This window comes from Paenibacillus sp. NPDC058071 (assembly GCF_042885235.1).
In the GTDB taxonomy this organism is placed as follows: Bacteria; Bacillota; Bacilli; order Paenibacillales; family Paenibacillaceae; genus Pristimantibacillus.
On the sequence record NZ_JBHVSK010000018.1, the window covers coordinates 1 to 21,644 of the forward strand.

Below are 21,644 nucleotides of genomic sequence, written 5' to 3' on the forward strand. Positions count from 1 at the left end.
TATTGGTTACATGACCCCACATCTGTGTGAAAAACGTTACTACGAGCAGCACCAGGTTGCATAATGAGCGTGTCTACTTTCTTGACAGAGGTACAGCCAGCTCGTTTTTCCGACTGTAAGGCGCTTTCGACTCTTACAGCACCTCGGCCAGCTCGCTTTTCCGCCTGTAAGGCGCCTTCGACTCTTACAGCACCTCTGCCAGCTCGTTTTCTCGCCTGTAAGGCGCTTTCGACTCTTACAGCACCTCTGCCTGCTCCTTTTTCCGCCTGTAAGGCGCTTTCGACTCTTACAGCACCTCTGCCTGCTCCTTTTTCCGTCTGTAAGGCGCTTTCGACTCTTACAGCACCTCTGCCAGCTCGTTTTTCCGTCTGTAAGGCGCTTTCGACTCTTACAGCACCTCTGTCAGCTCGTTTTGCCGACTGTAAGGCGCTTTCGTCTCTTACAGAAACTGCAACCGACACGGTTACGCAATCTCTATGAAACCAACTAAAAAAAAGCCCGGCTCCTTTTCATAAAAGAAGCTCGGGCGTATCGCTATTTTACTATGACAGCCGCTTATACTTTGATATCAAGCTTCTGCCCCAGGTTCGGGTCCAAACTTCCCATAGTTTGAATCAACTGCGCAGCTTGTCCTTCTGCCGAATCCATCGCCTTACTTAACATGCCAATGCTGAAAGCTTGTTTAACCGCATTTTGGCCCATTGCAATCGATAGTGCTGAAATGTCCAATGATTACACCTCCTTCTATATTAAATATCGGCATCTGTGCTCGTAATTTTCGTAAACTTTCTATGAAACTACAAGTGTGCTGTAGAATTAATGAAATAAATGATCAACCACCTAAATTAAGGAAGGTTTTGCAGATATTTTGTCGAATGTTGTTGCATTGTACACAAAACATCAAAGCTGGAGGCGGTTGTCGTTGGTTCGTTCTAATGAAAATTACGAAACGATTTATAAGCATGTAGAGGAGCACCTCGGTCCGGTTGCGGGCGTTTTTCAAGAGATTTTGTCCGATGAACTCACGATCGATATCATCGTGGCGGCTCCTACTAAAGAGCGGAACTGCTATACGCTGGTAACGAGCGGTATTAGCGAGATTCCGTTTACCGTTCCAGACGGGGCAGAGTCATACCGGTATGCCGAGCTGACAATCAGTCTGCCGCCGACTTGGAAAATATCCGACGAAGACTTCAAGGACGAACGCAACTACTGGCCAATTCGGGCCTTAAAAACGATCGGTCGCTTCCCGCATGAGTACAACACTTGGCTGTACTATGGACATACGGTCGCTAACGGCAACCCTCCTGCCCCATACAGTTCAGATGCAAAGTTCCAAGGCATGCTGGTATGGGTGCCGGAGGCGGCCAACGCAACGGAATTTTTCAATCTTTCATTATCTGAGGAAAAGGTTGTTCACTTCTTTTCGCTAATCCCGCTCTACCAAGATGAAATAGAGTTTAAAGTTAAAAATGGTCAGGACGCTCTGCTCGAGAAGCTAGGCCGTGTCGGCGCCGATCAAATTGTAAACGTTAATCGTAAAAATGCGTGCAAAAAGCTGTTCGGCCTGTTTTAAGGGAACAAGGGGTAATCGAACTTGAGCTTTTAAGGAAATAATGTTCGTGACAGCGGACGAGGATGTGTGCTCTAATCATTTCAATTGGTTAGAGCTCACATCCTCGTTTATTGTTTTAGCGCTTCTACTAGGTGCAACTGAGTCGATCGATGCGACGCCGGCCCCGTGCTTCTGTAGATCGCCCATCCTTTTAAACCTCAGACTCCTGTTTCCATTACTCGCCTATAATCATTAGGCTACTACCTACCAACTCCCTCCGAACTCAGTTATGTGAAAAAAAAGATGTACGCTGTGAGTGATCTTCACAAACCACGACGTAGTAATCAATAGAACAACGCCGGAGGTTCGTATACATGTTTAAAGATGAGAACCGCAAGTGGGTTAAAGGATTCAAAAGTCGCGACAAACGTGTGCTTGAAGAAGCTATCGATATTTTGGGACCGAGCGTTCATGCGCTCGTTAGACGTGTGTTGTCCGGTGCTGGCAGCGCGGAGGACGCGGAAGAATGTGTGAGCGATGTTTTTATGGCGGCTTGGCAAAGCATTGAAAACTACGAAGAAAGTCGAGCATCATTTCGGACATGGCTGCTCGTGCTGACTAAATACAAGGCGCTGGACTTACGACGCAAACTGCTGCGTAACGGTGGAGAACGTTTGATGCTCCAGGATGCGGAAGCGTTACAAAGTCCGTGTTCCACGGAACAACATGCGCTTGCCCGCGAATCGAATAGGGAGGTCATCGATTTTGTTCAAAAGATGAGTGAGCCTGACCGAAGTTTGTTTTGGCGAAGGTACTTCTACTACGAAAGTCTTGATGAACTGGCGGCCACGTTTGGCCTCACCAAGAAAGCGATTGAAGGCCGGCTCTATCGGAGCCGCAATGCGCTTAAGCAGGCACTAGGGTTATCGGAAACTGAAAAAGGGGGGACAAATCATGAAGGATGAGGAAAAGGTTATTTTCGAGTTGTTCGATCAACTAGACATTGAAAGTGCAGATTTGGAGCTGATGCAGTCAAAGCAGGACATTCCTAAAACTGTAACCGAAGATGATGCCGCAGCCATCACGCGCATTAAGGCACTCACGTTCTCCAAGCTACAATCTGGCGAAAATGTGACGTCCCCGTCCCCCCTTGTCCGCTCGTCCCAGCGGCGGCGCTACATTGCTGTAGTTGCAGCCGTGATCGCCGTTCTGTTCATTGCGGTTCAGATCGTCTCCACCCCTTCGGTACAAGCCGAGCTGAGAAAGGTGCTTCGATTCTTCCCGGGGTTTGGAACGGTACAGGAAGGAAATGCTTCACAACCGACATACGTGCTGGAAAAGCCCTACGTGCAGAAGATGGGAGCCGGAACGCTGACCGTCGATGGCATCGTACTGCAGCAGGACGTCGCAACCATTACACTGCAAGGGATACAAACGCCTGAAGTAAAGGAATTCGAAGCTGAAGTTAACGGCCGGCTCTATGCGTTCACTTCTTCCATGCGCTCCTCTTCTGGAGACTGGTTGGGCTATTACGTTCCTATTAAAGGCACCAATGTTCCTGTTCCTGTTGCTGATACGATTACACTGCACATCAACGATTCAATCATTGGTCCAATAAAGCTTGTTCCGCCAAAAACGGCCGGTGACCTTGAGCATTTAGGCTCAAGTGCCGTGCAGCAGGATATCATGATTACAGCATTCCCAACTAAACTTGAAGAGGGTATCGTACGAATTCAACTTGTCTCTAAGCTCCCGTTGCCAAGCCTTTCCGTTAGCTCCTACGGGGTATCCCCGCTTGTGAAGGACACTGGCTTGTATGTGGAGGATGCAGAGGGAACAAAAGCGAGCTTACTTCAAGCTGATACCTTAACGTATTCGTCCGGTTTTCGATTCCGTGAAACGCTCAATAACAGCGAGTTGCTTCCATATACAGTTGTCATTCCCTATATCGAAGTGCACGACCGGGAAGCAATCTCCGAAAAGGTTTCGATACCTCTCCCGGAAGTTGGCTCTGAACGCACGATCGACATTACGGCTGAGGTGAGAGGTTTCCCAGTCAAGTTCACAAGTATTAAACGCACGAGCGAAACAACCGTTAATGTGGAGGTCGACTTAGCGTTCGATTCGTCGAAGAATGAGGCGCTGCTTTATTTTTTGATCCGTTATCCAGATTCGAATTTCAACAATTCGTTTAGTTGGGAAAATGTCGATAAGAACACTGCCGTCATGAAGACGCTGTATCTTGAAACGAAACCTGGTCAAACATCGCTTCAGTTTTCGCTGACTAAGCCGCATTTCTTGATAAAAGGGCCTTGGACATTGCCTTTAAAATTTGAATAGCCATATGAAAACGGTGGCTTATCGCTTGCTTGCTAGAGTAGTCATTCGAAATCGGATCGCGCTGGGAATTGGGTTGAGAGATTTACTTTTATCCGCGAAATCCGGCCCAATTGACCACGGCTTGTACCGCCAACTGAAGGGGCAGCCATATCGGGACGTTTAAACCGTTAGCCAGGTGCCGCTGCATGTTAACGGAAAAACTAATGCAATCCAGCGCGACCTGCTCTACTTTCGATTCCCGAAAATGTCGGCTTATCTCCTGCAATCTCTCACGATCGCTAGAAGGCTGGGCCACCATAAGCATGGGTTCAAAACCGGCTGATCTCCAGCGATTTTCTGCGGCGGTAAGCCGGCTTTCATCCGGCACGATGACGCCCAGCCTCCCGCCGCTGGATGCGGCTGACCGTACGGCTATCTCTAGCCTTACACCCGGCAGAAGCAGCGGTACAGGAGAAGCGATCGGTGGAAAATCATTCGAGCAGAGCAGCACAATTAACTCTGCCCCTTGTTCGGCAAGCATCCGGCACTTCTGCTCGATCCGATCCAACAACCAGGCTTGCTGAACAATAAGCGGCCCGTCCTTCGTATGCACGTAAAGCGGACAATTGCCTTCCGATTCCGCTATTTTCTCTGCTTCGGATCTGCTCAATCCGTCCATTGCGCCCTGCAGCGTTAACCGCACACCGGGGAGCGCGACTTGGAACGGAGCAAGCAAATCCGGACGCGGGCTGTGGCCTAACGCAAGCAGTCCGATCATTGGCTGTCCCCCTTTTCGCTTTTAATGAGATTGCAAACTGCTAAAGAAACGTACCAGACTTGGATTGTCGTTCGATTCAAAAATCGCTTCCGGCGTTCCTTCCGCAACAATCCGCCCTTCTTCCATATAAAGCACACGATCAGCGACCTGCCTCGCAAAACGCATTTCATGCGTAACGATCACCATCGTCATTCCTTCTTCGGCCAGCATCGCAATCATTTTTAATACTTCTCCGACCAGTTCGGGATCGAGAGCCGAGGTCGGTTCGTCGAACAGCAAAACGCTCGGCCGCATGGCGAGTGCCCGCGTTATCGCGACGCGCTGCTGCTGACCTCCAGACAGCATGTCGGGATACGCGTCCTTTTTCTCCAGCAAATCCACGCGGGTAAGCAGCTGTTCGGCCTGCTGAATCGCTTCCCGGCGCGTTTGTTTTCGAACGGCGATTGGCCCTTCGATAATGTTTTCCAGCACCGTTTTATGATTCCAAAGATTAAAATGCTGAAAAACCATCCCAACTTTACTCCGCATGCCGCTCAGCCTGAACTTCGATAAAAAAGTCAAATGCCCTGCTCCATTAAGCGTATATTTCACCTGCTCGCTGTCGATCGCAATCTCCCCGGATGTCGGCACCTCCAACAGGTTAATCATGCGCAGCAGCGAGCTTTTGCCCGCTCCGCTTGGACCGATAATGGCCACAACTTCGCCTTTGGCCACCGAAAAATCGATGCCGTCCACAACCGTCTTGCCGTCAAACGACTTCGTCAGCTTGTTTAATTGCAAAACGCTCATGCTTCATCTCCCCTCTGCTCGCGTCCACTCCATGAATTCGTATTGGCCGCGTTATTTAATGCTGCGATTCAGATTTAATTTTTTCTCCGAGTAAAGCTGCAGCAGCATGAGCAGGCTCGTCATCAACAAATATAACAATGCCGCTACGCCCAGCGTTTCATATGGCTTATAGGTGCTGCTGAACTGGTTTTGCGCCCTTAACATCAGATCGGGCACGGTAATGACGGATACCTGCGCCGATTCTTTTAGCAACGCAACAGAGTTGCTGATATAAGTAGGAAGAACGAAACGAACAATTTGCGGAATTCGGATGCGAATAAGAATTTGCCAAGGCGTCATCCCGATTGCTTCCGCCGCTTCGATCTGTCCTTTTGGAATAGCCAATATGCCCGTACGAATAATTTCCGCCTTGTAGGCAGCCGCATTCAGAGACAACCCTAACAAACCGGCGGCAAAAGCAGACAGCGTTATACCAAAAGGCGGCGTATAGTAAATGAATACAAGCACCATCAAAATCGGAATGCCGCGGAAAAACCATACGTACACGATCGTGAACAAGCGAACGAACTTGTTGTGCGACAAGCGCAGCGCAGCCAGTACGAAGCCAAGCAGCGTGCCAATCAGAAGAGCAAGAAATGAGATTTCAAAAGTAACCAGTGCGCCTTGCGTCAAAAAAGGGAGTACTTGTGCGACCGTTTCGAAGTCCAAAGCCTGCCGCCTCCTTTCTAAAAATGATCCGGAAACAGCTCCGACCGCCCGAAGCTTGCCTCCGGGATGCCGAAGCCGTTAGTTTTAATAAAAAGAACCCTTACTTACTTACTTATCGAATTGCAGGCCGAAATGCTCTTCCGCCAGCCGTTGATAGGTGCCGTCGCTTTTCTTCTCCAGAATGATTTTGTCGATCGCTTCCTTGAGAGCGGCGTTGTTTTTGCGAAGTGGAATAGCCACGTCAACGAACTTGTACGGGTCGCCTGCGATTTCCAGCTGGCTGCCTTGAGCCGCTGTTTTGATATAGTCGCCAGCCGCGTCCCGGCCGATCGATACGAGATCGACGCGCTTGTTGATCAGATCCATGAATACTTCCGTTTCGCCCGGATATTCCTTGATTTCTTTGTACCCGCCGATTTCTTTCACAACCGCCTGCGCTGTCGCTCCTGCAATAACACCGACTACTTTGCCTTCCAGATCTCTGATGTCCGTCGGATTGTTTTTGCCTTCTTTGTTCACAACGGCTACGACGCCGTCGCGAGCATAAGGCTCGGCGAAGTCTACCGATTTTTTGCGTTCGTCCGTGACGTTCACGCCTGCGAGCAATATATCGAATTTACCGGCCAGCAAGCCTGGGGTTAATCCGGAAAATTGGCCTGTTACGAACTCCGGCTCGACGCCGAGTCCTTCCGCTATGATTTTTCCCCATTCAATATCGAAGCCGACCAGCTCATTTTTTTCATTCATATAGTTGAAAGGACGATAGTTGCCGCCGGTACCGATGACGATTTTGCCGGCTTTTTTAATTTTTTCGAGAGTGTTCTCGTCGTCAGCGGACGCGTTGTTCGTCTCAGGAGCAGCAGTCGAGGCTGCGGCCGGCGACAGTTCTTCCGTTTTTTTGTTGTTTTGCTGTCCGCAGCCGGATAGCAATACTACGATCATTAATACCAAGACAGATGAAAACCATGTGAACTTCTTCGTGTTTACTTTCATTTCTCCCAATCCCTCTCTTAACTTTTTCTATTTTTTTGGTTGATACAATGCGTTGCAGTTGAAAATCCGGAAATAGGTGTTCTGCTGCCTTGTTGCGATGCCCCCTTTGTATAGATGAACCGCCTTCTGTTTGATTAGCCGCCCCGCCTTATCGTAAATGGAGCACGCTTATGATTCGGGCAACAAAAAAAGGTCCCATTTTCCCCGTTGTAGTTGTAGCGGGAAAAATGAGACCTCCATTCGTTAGGTCAGTCTCTATATTATTATATTTTGATAACTAAGTATTATATATCAATATTATAAACAGGGTTAATGGAATGTCAAGAATTAATTTTACTATTCCTATCGGAAATTAAAATACCGCCTGTGGGAACAGGCGGTACAGTTGGGGATGAAGATTTCAATGGCAGATATGGTTAGGGGAAATTGGAATTGATGTGTCCTACTTCACCACAGACCCGGAAAATCCGGCCAATTGATTTCGATCCACGCACCTCAGCGAGGTGCGACGCCAATAACAATAAGGATCGTAACGCCCCATTTTTTATTTCAATCCACGCACCTCAGCGAGGTGCGACCTTGACTGGAGTTGGGTCAGAGCTACATGAACAGATTATTTCAATCCACGCACCTCAGCGAGGTGCGACTGCTGCAAACCACCCAGAAACTAAGCACTATCACATTTCAATCCACGCACCTCAGCGAGGTGCGACAACAAGTGGTCAAGGATAGTGCGAAGCGTATTGAATTTCAATCCACGCACCTCAGCGAGGTGCGACTACGTCCAGGAAAACGGAATTATCCGGCAATCGGATTTCAATCCACGCACCTCAGCGAGGTGCGACAACTTTTTGCTGTCAATCTTTGTCGATTATGATAATTTCAATCCACGCACCTCAGCGAGGTGCGACGGTGGATAGTGTGTTTACTATTAAGTAACTTAATATTTCAATCCACGCACCTCAGCGAGGTGCGACGCAAGCGGATCTGCCCCGTTCGGAGCGCAGCAGAAAATTTCAATCCACGCACCTCAGCGAGGTGCGACACTTTGACCGTGCAAATGCGTTCCGCCTCGTCGAAATTTCAATCCACGCACCTCAGCGAGGTGCGACGGCTGGCAGCGTACGTATAAGGTTGGTGCAGGACTTATTTCAATCCACGCACCTCAGCGAGGTGCGACTCGATATCAGACTCTTGTTAAAGTCCGAAATGATATTTCAATCCACGCACCTCAGCGAGGTGCGACTTGGGCGCGGTACCCGACTACATCCTGGAAAAACTATTTCAATCCACGCACCTCAGCGAGGTGCGACAACTAAAAAATAAACTCTCATTAATTAACCTCAAATTTCAATCCACGCACCTCAGCGAGGTGCGACACGAAGAGGTCCCGGCGTATAGTCGATTTCAGCATTTCAATCCACGCACCTCAGCGAGGTGCGACTCCATGGGGGCAACACAGAGGCTTCCGGAACGGATTTCAATCCACGCACCTCAGCGAGGTGCGACTTAACGATGAAAATGTCCGTAAGCTGGTCGAGAAATTTCAATCCACGCACCTCAGCGAGGTGCGACAAAAGGGCTAAAAATGAAAATGTGTCAATATTGTATTTCAATCCACGCACCTCAGCGAGGTGCGACCCCATCGACCCTGCGAATCCAATTGTTGGGATATTATTTCAATCCACGCACCTCAGCGAGGTGCGACAGCAGATTGAATTATTTTTTAACCTTGTCCGACTATTTCAATCCACGCACCTCAGCGAGGTGCGACGTGACGCCATGCAACAACAGATACAAGTGCAAGTTATTTCAATCCACGCACCTCAGCGAGGTGCGACATCTACACCTTCTCGAGCACTGATCCGGACAGGATATTTCAATCCACGCACCTCAGCGAGGTGCGACCATTTCGGCATAGCCGCTCGTACCTTTTGCAATGATTTCAATCCACGCACCTCAGCGAGGTGCGACAGCGATTTTATTTCTGAATCCACCCGATTTAGCAATTATCCCGGTGAAAACACAGAAAAACAATCAAATGTTTAAAACAATCCAATAAACAGCTATACCTTCACTCTCATTTTGCCGCTTTTTTTGGTGCGAATGTCCCGGGGTTTTCATGTGAGCTTCACATTCGCACCACGAATTCGCACTACAAAATGAGCGGCCCTTCCATATCTAATGATTCTTTTATGCCAATATGTTCGATTTTACTTTTATAGTTGTTACCCAGCCTATAAAACCTCAAACTATCTTGCTTCTCATCAATGATAGATAACAATTGAAGCTTTAGAATGGTAAATTGCGTGTTGTCCAGGATGCACTCAAATACAGAGTTCTGTACTCGCTGCCCATAGTTTTGGCAAGCCTTCGCCACCTGCCGCAATCTTCTTTGACCAGTGGGACTCACCGTGCTGACATCATACGTAATGAGTACTAGCAGTTAGTTCACCTACTTCCAAAGGAATGGCGGATATTCGTCCAGATCGCCGCGCAAGTAACGGGCCAGCAGCAAGGCTTGAACGTGCGGTACCAATCCCCAAGAGATTTTTTCACCCAAATATGGATGGTTTATGCTCTCTTGCTTCTTACTCTGCCACGCAGCCAAAAACTTTTTCCTCGCCTCGTCCCGCATGAGAACCGCACCGTTCTCTTTCTTGAAAAAGTCATCTTTATCTACCATCTTCTTATTAATTAGCGTTAAAACGAATTTATCCGCAAAAACGCCCCGAAGCTCCTCCATGACATCTAATGCAAGCGACACTCGGCCGGGCCGGTCGCGGTGCAGGAAACCAACATAAGCATCTAAACCGACCCCTTCCAAAGCCGCAGCTACATCCGTTGCCAACAGCGTATAGGCAAGAGACAGCATCGCATTCACGTTATCGAGTGGAGGTCTGCGGGATCGGACATGAAAATAGAAATCCTCTTTCTGCTGCAAAATCATCGAATCGAAAAGCCGGTTATAGCTGTAAGCCGCCTGCCCTTCCAATCCTCTCAATTCGCCCAGATCCTCGCAAGCTCGAATCACCTGCATCATCGACGATAGATGGGCGGATGTTTCTTTAAATTCTTCAACTTGAATACGGAGCGGATAATCTCTTGTCGCACGTTCAAGCATCCATTTTTGGTTATAAATTTTGCCTAAAATAAAATTGCGTGCCATTCTAGCAGACTGCGTCTCGTCCACTGAAAGCATGTATTGCTTTTTCCTAAGCACAACGTTGCCTCTGCTCTCGCCGATAACTCTCGCCAAAAATCTTCCGGTGGTCGTCATAAAAACAAGCGAAATATTCCGTTCTGCACAGTAGCCCATCAATGCGGGACTTGCTCCGGTATAGCCAAAAGAGACGATTGATTCCAAGTTATGCAGCGGCAATCTGCCTAGCTTTTCTTGCTCTTTCAGCAGCACGATATTATCTCCATCCAACGATAAGTAAACATCCGACTGCGTAACATACAACGTATTAAGGAGCTTTTTCATTCAACTAGTTTCCCCTCAATGTAGCTTTTGACGCTGCGTTTATTCATGATTTCCGGCAAGCAAACATGCTGTAAGGAACAGCTGCGGCAGAACGTACCGGTTTTCACTTTCGGCGTATGTCTCCTCATATAGTAATCCCGCATTTCGGAGAAAACCCGCTTGACCTTGTCTTTCATATCATCCGTTATATCGACTTCAACCCGATGCTTGATCTCGTTGTAAAAAAGAAAGCCCGTATTCACATCACATACGAGCATTTCTTCCAAACAAACCGCCTGAGCTGCCAGCTGCATAATGTCTTCATCCTTGGATTTCGGCTTGCCGCGTTTGTATTCGACGGGATAGGCCGAATATCTCCCATCTCCAAGATGAGGAATTTCAACGCCATATTCCTCATCTCGAACGAATTCGACGACATCACATATGCCGGTAATTCCGAGAGCTTCTGACTTCACCGGCATTGCGCGTACGACAAGCTTGTCTCCTCTTTTTTCTCTTGTAAAAGGTTGATCCGCATTTCGGTGCAAATGCTGGCCTTCAACCGTTTTTACGTTCTCCTCCCACTGCTGTTCGATATGAATAAGTGCCCACTGCCGCTTGCAAAACTGAAAGTGCTGAATGCCGGACAATAGTAAATACGAATCGTCTTCGTTATTGTCCATCAAGTACCTGGACCTTTAGTCCATCCAGTGGGTGTATCGAAAAGTCATAATCATCAAATGATTTCGGCTCATCCGATTTTCTATCGACAACAAGCGAACGATGCACCTTCGCCGACGAATACTGTCCGAGCTTGGACGAATGCTCCCACCAATAAACACGGTGAACTTCCATACTGCCTTCCGGCCGCGCGGAAGAGGCGTCATTTTCGAACAATGTACGAAGTGCTTCCTTAATTTTGTCTGCATCCTCATTGGTGAAGCTGGTTTTCTCAGCAAGCTGGGTATTGATACTGCCATAGAAAAGATACACGCCAGAATCGACGCGATGCTTCATGCCCATTGTATCCGAGCCTCTGTCTTTTCCCGGTTCTGAGTTAACACTCTTTGTAATTTGTGTGCTTGTAATATCGATCGGCTCCAGACTTGTAGCGGTCTGAATGGAAACGGGACCTCTGACTCCAACGGATACGCCGCCTCCCTTGCTATCCGCTTTGAAGGCAAACACTTGGCCGAAGCTGCGCACGTCCAACCACTCCTGGCAAGCGATACCGGCAAATTCGTCGTTCGATACCGATTTTGATTTCATGATTTTCTCCAACTCCAGATTGGCATCGGCACGCTCACGCAAGCTGCCGTAAGTGTCGGACTTACGGTCGTTGGACTGGACAAAGATCGATTCTCCCAAATCTTGCAGACGGTTTCTGATTTTCCGTTTCAGCGCAACGTCGGAAATTTCGCCGTAACCGTCGTAATTTTGCCGAGGACGATTTCCGTTCAATGGGTCGCCATTCGGATTCGCCTTGCTTACCGATAAAATGACCGCAAAATCGATTTTATGATCCAATACTGTCATGTTCGATCACTCCTTTTAGTTGGATGCTTCATTCGCATCGATTTCATTTTCTTTCAATTCTTTACTCTGATAGAGCGCATAGCGCTGACTGTAAAACCCGAGTAAATACTGTTCGGACAGCCTCTTATTGTTGAAATCTTCGCTCGGAATCAACCAAGTAATCTCGTCGATTAGCTTGTTCCAAAAGGTCAATGTCGTACCCAATCTAACTTGATGCGGCAGAATGCTTTTCTGAATCGTTTCCCATGTCCTTGCCGGATGGCTCGCAAACACATTCATATAACGGATCGCGTTGGTTGCACGTTTCTCATCCCTGCCAAGCGCTCTTCTTTCCAGAACATCCGCCACTGCAAGCAAACGTCCGAATAAATAACTGCGGTCTCTATTCGTTTCATCTAGTGCCACGCCGATTTCCTCCTTTTGATTAATGAGTGCACAAGCAATGCTGAGCGTTTTCTCCCACTCCCAAGCCTCCATCGCCACGGGATTCCTTGCCCTGTGGTAAGCGCTTCGGACAATGTCTTTTGGAATGTTGTGGCCATCAATCATGCATGGCAGCATGCGCTCTATCAAGCCCTTCACCAGCTTATCGTTAGCATTCGAGCCGTAGGCGGCAAAAGCAATGTCTTTCGTAGAGGGAGCGCCGAAAAATTGTAAATAGTCACCCTCGTCATTTTTCCGATAGCGATGCAACCAACGGCAAGTGGAATGCCACTTGATGAGCTTCTCCAAGTAAAACTCCTTGTTCAGATTGCGATAGTAGAGAACCGCCATACGTCCAGTCGTGGCCGAATCGAGCACAAGAATATTTACTTTTGCATCCTTAAAGCCTTTCTTGGACAAACCATTGCTATAACCATCCAATGCTTTAGTGAATTGTCTGGCGTATTCCTCGTTAGTGAAGGAGATCGCTTCCTTCGCAACCGTTACCTCCGGGAATAGTGTATAGGAATCGTCCCCCGCTTCGGCAACGTCCAATTCCTCATTTCCCCAGACAAGAAAAACCCGTTGATCAATGACCTTACCTTGGCGATTAATGAGCCATTTCAAAGCATTATGCGCCTTTTGGGAAACATCGTAACTGATGCTAGCCGCTTGGCGGCTTTCATTAAATCTTCCACGATACGTAAAACCGCTGGAATCATTAGCCGATATCAGCTTCGCTTTGTCCGCCGCGTTTCTAATCTTGTTGGCATGCTTGTCCGTACTTGGCCGCGATTCCCCCGTTACAAAGCAAAAATCTTCGTCACCAAGCTGCTCCCTGTAAAACCGGATGAAGGAATCATACATATCGCGATCCTTCCAAACGTCTGTTACTACTTTGTCCGGAGAGTAGACATTGAATCGAACAAAAGCACTCTCCTGTTCACCCGTTACGGCCGAAAAGATGTCAGGCTTCGATTCGTACAACGCCTCGTACTTCTTATCCCACTTGTCGATTAATTGATTGTCGGAATTCAAGGCAATTACCTTGCGAGCTACCAAATCTTGAATAAGCCTTCTTTTATTTAAATAGCGATAAATGCTGATGACTTTAGATGTCGCGTAAGGTGATTCCGCCCATTCTTTTAATTTGGCAATATAATAGGAGAATGGCTCCTCCTTCTTGATCTGGCCTCCGTAAGCAACAAAATCCCCTGCGACGTAGCTCAGCTTATCGTGCAGTGGGTAAGGTGCAATTTTTGAGCCGGCCCGGCTTGCCGAGTCTTCAGTACAAGGAATTAAAGTATTTCTTTTCTCCTTATCCGTAATGACTTTCGCATCGTAAAACTCGCCGTCCTCCGTCACCCACACTTCGATATGAGCAGTTTGCGTCGTATGCGAGATGGGCAGAAGCGTATATTCCTGATCGTTATATCTTCTCTGGATCTCGCCTACGCTTCCTAAATTCGATTCATAGGTTTGATAAAGATTCAACAGCCAGCTCACCGATCTCCGCCCTCCTCGAGTTGAGCGTATAGCTCGTCTACCGATTGCACATTTTCACGATTGAACCGCTTCGGACTCATCTCCGCAACCGTTCGTATCTTCGGGCATTCCTCAGGCTTGTCGAACTCGATGATTCCGTTCTTCATCACCGGACTCCAAAGCCGCACTTCTAATTGATTTCTACCAGTCTCATCTGGATAGTTAATGCCATGAACCATAGTGCCGAGATGGATCTCTCCATACTCGTCGTAGAAGCCATCACCCTCGCCAAATACGCACGGTTCCACGTAAGCCTGGCACTCTCTTGCGCCGAGAAAAATATCTCTTCGCCCACCAGCCTGTAAACAGCGCTTCATAATATTATGATGCTTATTTTCGTTCCGATCGTGAGCCAAGTCCGGACGGTTCGGGTTAAATTCAAAATGGGCTTTTACTTGATAAGATACATCACGAAGATACGTGTAGTTAGCCAGCGTATTGCCTCCGCCGTACTCGATCGGACGAACACCCTTTGACTCCATGCGAATCGCCTTCATGATCCGAACCTCGTCTACAATCATAATTAAGGTAGGCTTCCAATAGATGCTTTCTACGATTCCCTTCAATGCTTGATAGGTAGGTACTTGATAGGTGAGCTTTTCACCGCCCAACTTAGTCAGTGGGTCGGTGAAAAGAGCATACGGGCCGTGAACAACAAACTCTACGCCGTTTCGCATAGCATAACCTCCTTCCAATTTATTCTAAACCAATTGTAACCATTGATGGGAATTTGGTCAATATAAATTTATTATAAATTATATGAATTATTGATTGAATCGTCTCTCATGTTATAATGACTTGTCGCCAATGGCGTGGATTGAAATATATAGTTTATGATATTAGAACCTGTCCTTTTCTCAGATAGGTTCTAATACATTTTCAAAGAAAATCCACTATTGTTATTCAGATTCAAACCCCGTTCACTATCATAGGCACTCTCTGTAAGTGCCAATATTTTTCCATCCTGCAAGTACCTAATTCCTCCATTTCGATCTAGAGCAGACTTTTCATGAGGAAACAAATTGACCATGAATTGCTGAGCCTCTCGCATCCATCTCGACAAGTCTTCAATGTTAGCTTCGCCATTCAAGGACGCGATAATCTCTTCTCCTTTTTCACCATAAGGAACGATGACAGCCGTGCCGGGACTATCGATCACTTCAAAATGATCCGCAGCTGTCCGATAGCTGTTGGCAATGACCAGAGGTAACCTCTTACTCATATTTTGTTTATAGGCTTTAAAATAACTGTTCTGATCATAGTTGCCGAACAACAACTCGGTCATCTTTTTACCTACTCTCTGAACCCAATAGTCCAAATCGGTATCATACTTTGTATAAAGCTGTTGAAAATAAGTTGCTATCGCCTGCTCCGATTGAAGATGTCCGCCGTGGTATGTTCGATTTGCCTTTAAATCCACTAAAATATGTCTCGTAATTTCTTTTCCTGCCGCGATTTCCGGCAAATGCTTCAAATTTTCTTCTGCATGATCGATAACATAGACTTCTCGTAAAGTGTCTTTGCCGTGACGGTTGCAACGGCCTGCCGCTTGCGCAATGGAATCGAGTCCGGCAAGCGAGCGAATGACGCATTCGAAGCTAACATCGACACCGGCCTCGATCAGTTGTGTACTAATGCAGACAACTTTTTCTTGATTTTTGAGACGTTGTTTTACTTCTTCCAAAATGTCATTCCGATGAGCTGCGCACATAGCTGTACTCAAGTGATACAGCGGAACTCCGCTTTCCTGCAATCGTCCGTACAAAGCAGATACGACGCTCTTTGTATTTAAAATAACAAGAACGCTCTGCACCTCTTCCAACTTCTTCAGCACAAAGTCGGCCAAACTATCGGTGGTAGTTTCTTCTTCCGTAGCTTGATCAATGATCTCTACTCGCTTGAATGCATCTACCACTTCATCCAGACGGTCGATCATTTCGGCATTCCCGTCAATGTCCAGCTTATGCTGCACAAATTGTAATGCCGGTTGAGTGGCGGTGCATAAGACGAGACTGGAGCGAGCCCGTGTTTTCAAAAAATTAAGCGCATGATTAAATAACGACACGCAAGGAATCGGCACCTTTTGCACTTCGTCGAAAATAATGACGGATTCACTTAAATTATGCAATCTGCGTACGTTTCGGCTTCCTTTGGCGTAGAACACGTTTAGAAACTGTACCATTGTCGTAAAAATGATAGGCGAATCCCAATTATCTTTAGCCAACTTCCACTTCTGACGATGCGAAATGCGTCCCTCCAGTTCTTCGTCCTCATCGTCCGGATCGTCGACGACGTTGGAATGATGCTCTAAAATGTGCGCGTCGTCCTTCAACAATTCCCTTACCTCGCCTGCATTTTGTTCGATAATAGTCGTGTAAGGCACAACATAAATGATATGTTTTTTGCCGTATTCGATTGCATGTCTTAAAGCGTAGCGCAGGCTGGCCAATGTTTTACCGCCGCCTGTCGGAATCGATAAGGTATAAATGTCTGAAGGCTTCAGGGCGAATTCGTCGCATTTTTCAGACATTTTTGTCCGAAGAAGATTGATTGGCTTTTGAGCAGACTCGTCCGATTGAAATCGAGTCAGTTTCGCTAGCAAAAGATTATAGTATCCGGTGAACAGTGAAAGATGATCGAGCTCAGGCTCAGGCGGACGATTTTCCTCGAACAACCTTGTATCGGTGCGATCTGCATCAAGCAAAGTGCTAAAAATAAACTTACTGAGAAACATCAGCTGGCTCTCGATGCTAATGGAGGAGGCTGGTGATAGAAATGCTTTCAATTCTTCCACTGCCTTCTTCGCGTAAGATTTAAGCTCGTCCTCGCTCATGACTTGATCAAAGAAATACATTTTCGCCTGTTTGAATTGTTCCGGATCTAGCTGTTTGTCCTGTACACGTCGTAAATAGTCGGATTCTAAACTCTCGTTCAAGAAATCGTGCAAGTAGGAAGAGTGATGTGAAATAATCGCATTCCCTACAATTTCAGCTAAGATGCGGTAAAAAGGATCAGATGCATCTCGGTGAAATAAATCGAAAAGCAGCTTGCCACCAGCGGTGGAGTGATCGACGCTGCCTCGTTTTGGCGGCGCTTCTGGATGCTCCACTGCTTCCTGAATATAGTGCTGGAAATCCGGCGTGTACTTACCCATGTCATGCAGCATGCCGGCCAAACCTGCAACGTGTTTCAGGGCTATTTTGACGCCAAAACTCTCCGCCAGCCGCTTCACTTGGAGCAGATGATCCTTAACAGGCTGGATCTCCTTATCGCTTTGGCGAATATGCGCCATATGAACCATGACGAAAGCACCTCCTTCCTTAAATATACTAATATTTGATTATATTAACAACACGTTCTATCGAATTCATAATGTGACCTATTAAAAAAGACTTCTCTAATTGTAACTATGGATTATTCTCCTCTCGCTTTTACCTAAAATCAAAATAAAAAAGAAGCTACTATACTCAACCCTAAGGCAGTTTTGTAGCTTCTTAGTTTTGATTGATTTCAATTCACGCACCTCAGTGAGGTGCGACGATCACGATATACCCAGCGCCCGCAGGCGTACTCGATTTTAATCCACGCACCTCAGTGAGGTGCGACATGGACGGGATTCTCGATTACATGCCGGACGGATCATTTCAATCCACGCACCTCAGTGAGGTGCGACACAAATATTACAATCCTACCGTTTACGGCGACGCATTTCAATCCACGCACCTCAGTGAGGTGCGACCCGCGACTTATGGAGTCGGCACGCCCAACTTAACATTTCAATCCACGCACCTCAGTGAGGTGCGACGTTGCATAATGCCACCATTCGCCATCAGTAAAATATTTCAATCCACGCACCTCAGTGAGGTGCGACAGGCCGATCTAGGCGTCACTTTCCGCAGTTTACTATTTCAATCCACGCACCTCAGCGAGGTGCGACGGTTACTGGTTCGGTGTCACCGCTAAGGGGATATCATTTCAATCCACGCACCTCAGCGAGGTGCGACTTTTCACCCTTTTCAAGCTTGAGCAACCGGGTAACGAATTTCAATCCACGCACCTCAGCGAGGTGCGACGCCGACAATCGACTTGCGCCGGCGCTTGGCGACATTTCAATCCACGCACCTCAGCGAGGTGCGACTTAACCATAGATTTTGATAACCCTCGTCATTTACATTTCAATCCACGCACCTCAGCGAGGTGCGACCAGCACAGGTTCCATTTTCCGCTTGCTACAACGGAATTTCAATCCACGCACCTCAGCGAGGTGCGACGACGACGGACAGCGCCGCCGCCCGATCTTCATTCGATTTCAATCCACGCACCTCAGCGAGGTGCGACTATTGTCGGTGGTTATTTTTTTACTAAAAAATAATTTCAATCCACGCACCTCAGCGAGGTGCGACCAGTGCAATCGTCGAGGTCGATGCAGATATAGCAATTTCAATCCACGCACCTCAGCGAGGTGCGACAACGGTAGCCCCGCCGAGAGGAGCGCGGAGCGCGTATTTCAATCCACGCACCTCAGCGAGGTGCGACACAAAGGATTTAGAGATTAACGAGACATACATCGTATTTCAATCCACGCACCTCAGCGAGGTGCGACTTGATAGATTGCGGCGCGGCGCGGCGCGGCTCTTGGGAGATTTCAATCCACGCACCTCAGCGAGGTGCGACTTAGAACAGTACCAGGCGGCAGTTAAAACGATTATTTCAATCCACGCACCTCAGCGAGGTGCGACAGCGATTTTCTATCCGAATTCGCCCGAATGAGCAATTCAAATAGTAAAATCAAATCAAAACAATCATATTTCAAAAAAAGTAAACTAATTGAAATAGATTTCCATCATATTTTACTACATTTTTTGGTGCGAATGCTCTAGGGATTTTATGTGAGCTTCACATTCGCACCACGTTTCCACAAGTTCGAATTCCAGGACTATATGCTTGTAACTACACTACTACACTTTACGTTTCCTATCTTCATGACCATCGTATTATTCATTTAGACACGTGTCATGCTTCCACAAACCGATTATATATGAAATATCATATATAATTTTAACAAAATTAGAAAAATCGATAAATATATATGAAAAATCATACATAATGCGCCGATTTTCTTCTAAATCGAAAATTATGTATGAAATATCATATATAATGAACAACTCGTCTTTCCCTCATTGTACGGTTGCGTAACCACAGCATACTTTTTCCTTCAGTGCATACAGCTTGTCCAAAATCTTAGGCATTTTGACCGCTAACAAAGGCTACTTCTATCCGAAACAGAAATTTACCCGCGCCGCAGCAGCAACTAGTCTATATCGCTTGTATAACGTCTTAAAGAACAACAAAACACTGTCTAAATACAGCAGCACTTAATCGCATATCTTCTATTAATAAACGCTCCTTTCGAGGAGCGTTTTTGCATACTTAAATGTGGTTGATGTGGCGCCGCACCTCGCGCTGGGAGATGCACGAGGTGCCAAAAAACCGCACTCATTCATATCAATAAGCTCCTCTAATAGTCCAACTGCCCTCCTCTTACTACCAATCTAGAACCCACCCTATTAAAAACAAAAAGACTGCCGGCATTAGCCGGCAGCCCCTCTCCACATGCGGCAAGCTCGCCGCATCAACCTATCTTACTCGTTCCGATCTTACTCAATCCGATCTCACTCAATCCGATCTCACTCGTTCCGATCTTACTCGTTCACCAAAATGTTCTTTCTGAACAGCTCTACCAGCTCGGCAGCGCCGTCGCCGCCGTCCGCTTCCGAGTGCGCGATGCCAGCATATGGACCGGTTGGCGAGCAGTAGCCGGCTGGAATGCCGAATACTTTCTCCAGCAGCAGCTTGATGCCTGGCAGTGCGCCGACTGCAGCACGGGAATATGCCTCGTTGACATCGTTAGCACGATATTGGAGCTCACGAGCTTCGTCGTATTTGCCTTCGTTGATTTTCTCCATCATCACTTTGAAGTGATAGCAAGTAACAGCTTGCAGCGCCCCAATATTGCCGTCGGAGCCCATGTATTGCGAGCAGATCGCCAACTGGTCCGCGCCAGTCAAGATGTTAAGGTCCGGACGGTACTTCTTGAACCGCTCCAAAATGTAGAAGTTGTTGTCCGTGAACTTGATGCCGCGGAACGTCGGAACCTCTTTCAAAGCTTCCAGCAGCGCCGGCGGATCGATCTCTGTGCCGCCCGTCAGCGTTTTGCCCATTGCCACCCAGTAGATATAGAAAGGAACATTAGGCGCTGCAGCCGCAATCCGTTTGAAATACGCAACGTTGTCCTCCAAGGAAGCCTCTTCGGAAATACCGACCGAGGATACTGCGTAAGCGCCGTGCTCAGCCGCATGAGCAGCCAGTTCAATCGAGTCATCCAGATTGCGGTTGTAGCCGACATGAACGAATACCGGCAGTTTATCTTTTGCAGCCGCAAGCACCGCCGCCGCCCATTGTTTTCTCTTCTCTACGCTGAGGTGTTCGCCTTCGCCCGTCCAACCGAGCATGTAGAGGCCGTCAGCCTGTTGTTTTACATACATGTCTACCAATGGCTGTGCCAGTTCCGTTTTCACGTTGCCGTCTTTGTCCAACGGTGTAATAAGAGCTGGAAGTACGCCTGTAATCAACTGTTCTGTCATTGCAAATATCCCCTGTCCATTATGGATTTTGTAGTTTCTTACCCTTTAACGGCGCCGCTTGTGAGCCCCGAAACGAAATACTTGTTTAATGCAATGAAGACGACGAGCATTGGAATAACGGCCATAACGGTACCCGCCATCATGAGATCCCAAGAGGTAACGGATTCGCCCGAGCTCTTCATCGACACGATGCCGACGACGAGCGGCTGCTTATCCGGGTTGCCCAGTGTGAACACCATTGGCAGCAAGTAATCGTTCCACGAGTTCATGAAGGCGAGCAATCCGACAGTTGCGATCAATGGCTTCGTGAGCGGAAAAATAATTCTGCAGAATATTCCGAAAAAACTGGAGCCGTCGACCCGGGCCGCCTCGTCGATCTCCCTCGGAATGCCGTCGATGAAGCCTTTCGCCAAATATAGATTCGTAACGTTGATCCCGAAGATATAAATGATGATAACGCCCCACAACGAGCTGCTCAGATTCAGCGCCTTGGCGATATTCAGCTGCGGATAAAGATACAGACTTCCTGCCGAGATGAACATCGAAAACGTTATGAGCGCAAGCAGCGGCTTTTTACCCATAAACCGGCCGCGAGAGAACACGTAACCGGATGAAATCGAAGTAACAATTGTGCCGAGTACAATAATGCCGCACATGTAAATGCTGTTCCACGTATACACTTTAAAATTCGATAAGTTCCATGCCCGGACATAATTGTCCCATGTTACTGTTTTAGGAAAAAACGAGCTGGAAGCCAAAATACTTGCCGTGTTTTTCAAAGAGCTGACCACTACATAAAAAATAGGGAAAACGACCAGCGCGGCGAGCAGTGCAAGAAAAATATATTTCGGGATGGCTTCTAATGTCTTTCTCGTCTTCATCTGTTCG

General features: G+C 47.4%; 18 protein-coding genes and 2 CRISPR repeat arrays. Of the genes, 4 read left to right on the forward strand and 14 right to left on the reverse strand.

Going from position 1 to position 21,644, the window contains the following annotated elements:
- Positions 1-555: 555 nt before the first annotated feature.
- Entirely contained in the window at positions 556-729 is a 174-nt protein-coding gene (locus ACFVTB_RS22615; protein ID WP_387754360.1) for a YjfB family protein, read from the reverse strand.
- A 193-nt stretch (positions 730-922) separates the two neighbouring features.
- On the opposite strand from ACFVTB_RS22615, the gene ACFVTB_RS22620 reads away from it, so the two are divergent.
- The 3 genes from ACFVTB_RS22620 (at position 923) to ACFVTB_RS22630 (ending at position 3,895) form a co-directional block, all read left to right on the forward strand.
- The gene (locus tag ACFVTB_RS22620; protein ID WP_387754363.1) at positions 923-1,576 is read left to right on the forward strand and encodes a suppressor of fused domain protein; all 654 of its coding nucleotides are present in this window, start codon (positions 923-925) and stop codon (positions 1,574-1,576) included.
- Positions 1,577-1,929: 353 nt separating this feature from the next.
- The gene (locus ACFVTB_RS22625; protein ID WP_387754366.1) at positions 1,930-2,520 is read left to right on the forward strand and encodes a sigma-70 family RNA polymerase sigma factor; all 591 of its coding nucleotides are present in this window, start codon (positions 1,930-1,932) and stop codon (positions 2,518-2,520) included.
- Positions 2,510-3,895, forward strand: a complete 1,386-nt coding sequence (locus ACFVTB_RS22630; protein WP_387754368.1) for a hypothetical protein — start codon at positions 2,510-2,512, stop codon at positions 3,893-3,895. The genes ACFVTB_RS22625 and ACFVTB_RS22630 overlap by 11 nt, the downstream gene beginning before the upstream one ends.
- A gap of 88 nt (positions 3,896-3,983) precedes the next feature.
- On the opposite strand, the gene ACFVTB_RS22635 is transcribed toward ACFVTB_RS22630, so the two are convergent.
- The 11 genes from ACFVTB_RS22635 to cas3 all read right to left on the reverse strand — a co-directional run bounded on the left by ACFVTB_RS22635 (position 3,984) and on the right by cas3 (position 17,413).
- Entirely contained in the window at positions 3,984-4,652 is a 669-nt protein-coding gene (locus ACFVTB_RS22635) for an AroM family protein (RefSeq protein ID WP_387754371.1), read from the reverse strand.
- A 21-nt stretch (positions 4,653-4,673) separates the two neighbouring features.
- The gene (locus ACFVTB_RS22640) at positions 4,674-5,441 is read right to left on the reverse strand and encodes an amino acid ABC transporter ATP-binding protein (RefSeq protein WP_387754374.1); all 768 of its coding nucleotides are present in this window, start codon (positions 5,439-5,441) and stop codon (positions 4,674-4,676) included.
- Positions 5,442-5,492: 51 nt separating this feature from the next.
- Complete coding sequence (locus ACFVTB_RS22645) at positions 5,493-6,149, reverse strand: amino acid ABC transporter permease (RefSeq protein WP_387754377.1); 657 nt, start codon at positions 6,147-6,149, stop codon at positions 5,493-5,495.
- 108 nt (positions 6,150-6,257) lie between these two features.
- A complete protein-coding gene (locus ACFVTB_RS22650; RefSeq protein ID WP_387754380.1) occupies positions 6,258-7,142 on the reverse strand; it encodes a substrate-binding periplasmic protein in 885 nt (294 codons plus the stop codon).
- A 478-nt stretch (positions 7,143-7,620) separates the two neighbouring features.
- Positions 7,621-9,116: direct repeats of the CRISPR family, unit length 32 nt; unit sequence ATTTCAATCCACGCACCTCAGCGAGGTGCGAC.
- 181 nt (positions 9,117-9,297) lie between these two features.
- Positions 9,298-9,588 carry a CRISPR-associated endonuclease Cas2 gene (gene cas2, locus ACFVTB_RS22655; RefSeq protein ID WP_387754583.1) on the reverse strand — a complete coding sequence of 97 codons (291 nt, stop codon included), beginning with the start codon at positions 9,586-9,588 and terminating at the stop codon, positions 9,298-9,300.
- A 9-nt stretch (positions 9,589-9,597) separates the two neighbouring features.
- Positions 9,598-10,629 (reverse strand): type I-C CRISPR-associated endonuclease Cas1c, encoded by a 1,032-nt coding sequence (gene cas1c / locus ACFVTB_RS22660; RefSeq protein WP_387754382.1) that lies wholly within the window; start codon positions 10,627-10,629, stop codon positions 9,598-9,600.
- Positions 10,626-11,291: a CRISPR-associated protein Cas4 gene (gene cas4, locus ACFVTB_RS22665; RefSeq protein ID WP_387754385.1), complete on the reverse strand. Its 666-nt coding sequence runs from the start codon at positions 11,289-11,291 to the stop codon at positions 10,626-10,628. The genes cas1c and cas4 overlap by 4 nt, the downstream gene beginning before the upstream one ends.
- A complete protein-coding gene (cas7c, locus tag ACFVTB_RS22670) occupies positions 11,281-12,144 on the reverse strand; it encodes a type I-C CRISPR-associated protein Cas7/Csd2 (protein ID WP_387754387.1) in 864 nt (287 codons plus the stop codon). The genes cas4 and cas7c overlap by 11 nt, the downstream gene beginning before the upstream one ends.
- 15 nt (positions 12,145-12,159) lie before the next feature.
- Positions 12,160-14,073, reverse strand: coding sequence for a type I-C CRISPR-associated protein Cas8c/Csd1 (gene cas8c / locus ACFVTB_RS22675; RefSeq protein ID WP_387754390.1), 1,914 nt, complete (start codon positions 14,071-14,073; stop codon positions 12,160-12,162).
- Positions 14,070-14,789, reverse strand: coding sequence for a type I-C CRISPR-associated protein Cas5c (cas5c, locus tag ACFVTB_RS22680; protein WP_387754392.1), 720 nt, complete (start codon positions 14,787-14,789; stop codon positions 14,070-14,072). The genes cas8c and cas5c overlap by 4 nt, the downstream gene beginning before the upstream one ends.
- Positions 14,790-14,980: 191 nt before the next feature.
- Complete coding sequence (gene cas3, locus ACFVTB_RS22685; RefSeq protein ID WP_387754395.1) at positions 14,981-17,413, reverse strand: CRISPR-associated helicase Cas3'; 2,433 nt, start codon at positions 17,411-17,413, stop codon at positions 14,981-14,983.
- A gap of 206 nt (positions 17,414-17,619) precedes the next feature.
- Positions 17,620-18,851: a CRISPR direct-repeat array (repeat unit 32 nt; unit sequence ATTTCAATCCACGCACCTCAGCGAGGTGCGAC).
- Between the two features lie 851 nt (positions 18,852-19,702).
- On the opposite strand from cas3, the gene ACFVTB_RS22690 reads away from it, so the two are divergent.
- Positions 19,703-19,843 (forward strand): pentapeptide repeat-containing protein, encoded by a 141-nt coding sequence (locus tag ACFVTB_RS22690; protein WP_387754586.1) that lies wholly within the window; start codon positions 19,703-19,705, stop codon positions 19,841-19,843.
- Here ACFVTB_RS22690 and ACFVTB_RS22695 read toward each other — a convergent pair.
- Together ACFVTB_RS22695 and ACFVTB_RS22700 are read right to left on the reverse strand one after the other, a co-directional pair.
- Positions 19,815-20,756, reverse strand: coding sequence for a dihydrodipicolinate synthase family protein (locus ACFVTB_RS22695; protein WP_387754398.1), 942 nt, complete (start codon positions 20,754-20,756; stop codon positions 19,815-19,817). The genes ACFVTB_RS22690 and ACFVTB_RS22695 overlap by 29 nt on opposite strands.
- Positions 20,757-20,794: 38 nt before the next feature.
- Positions 20,795-21,637, reverse strand: a complete 843-nt coding sequence (locus ACFVTB_RS22700; protein WP_387754401.1) for a carbohydrate ABC transporter permease — start codon at positions 21,635-21,637, stop codon at positions 20,795-20,797.
- Between the last annotated feature and the right edge of the window lie 7 nt (positions 21,638-21,644).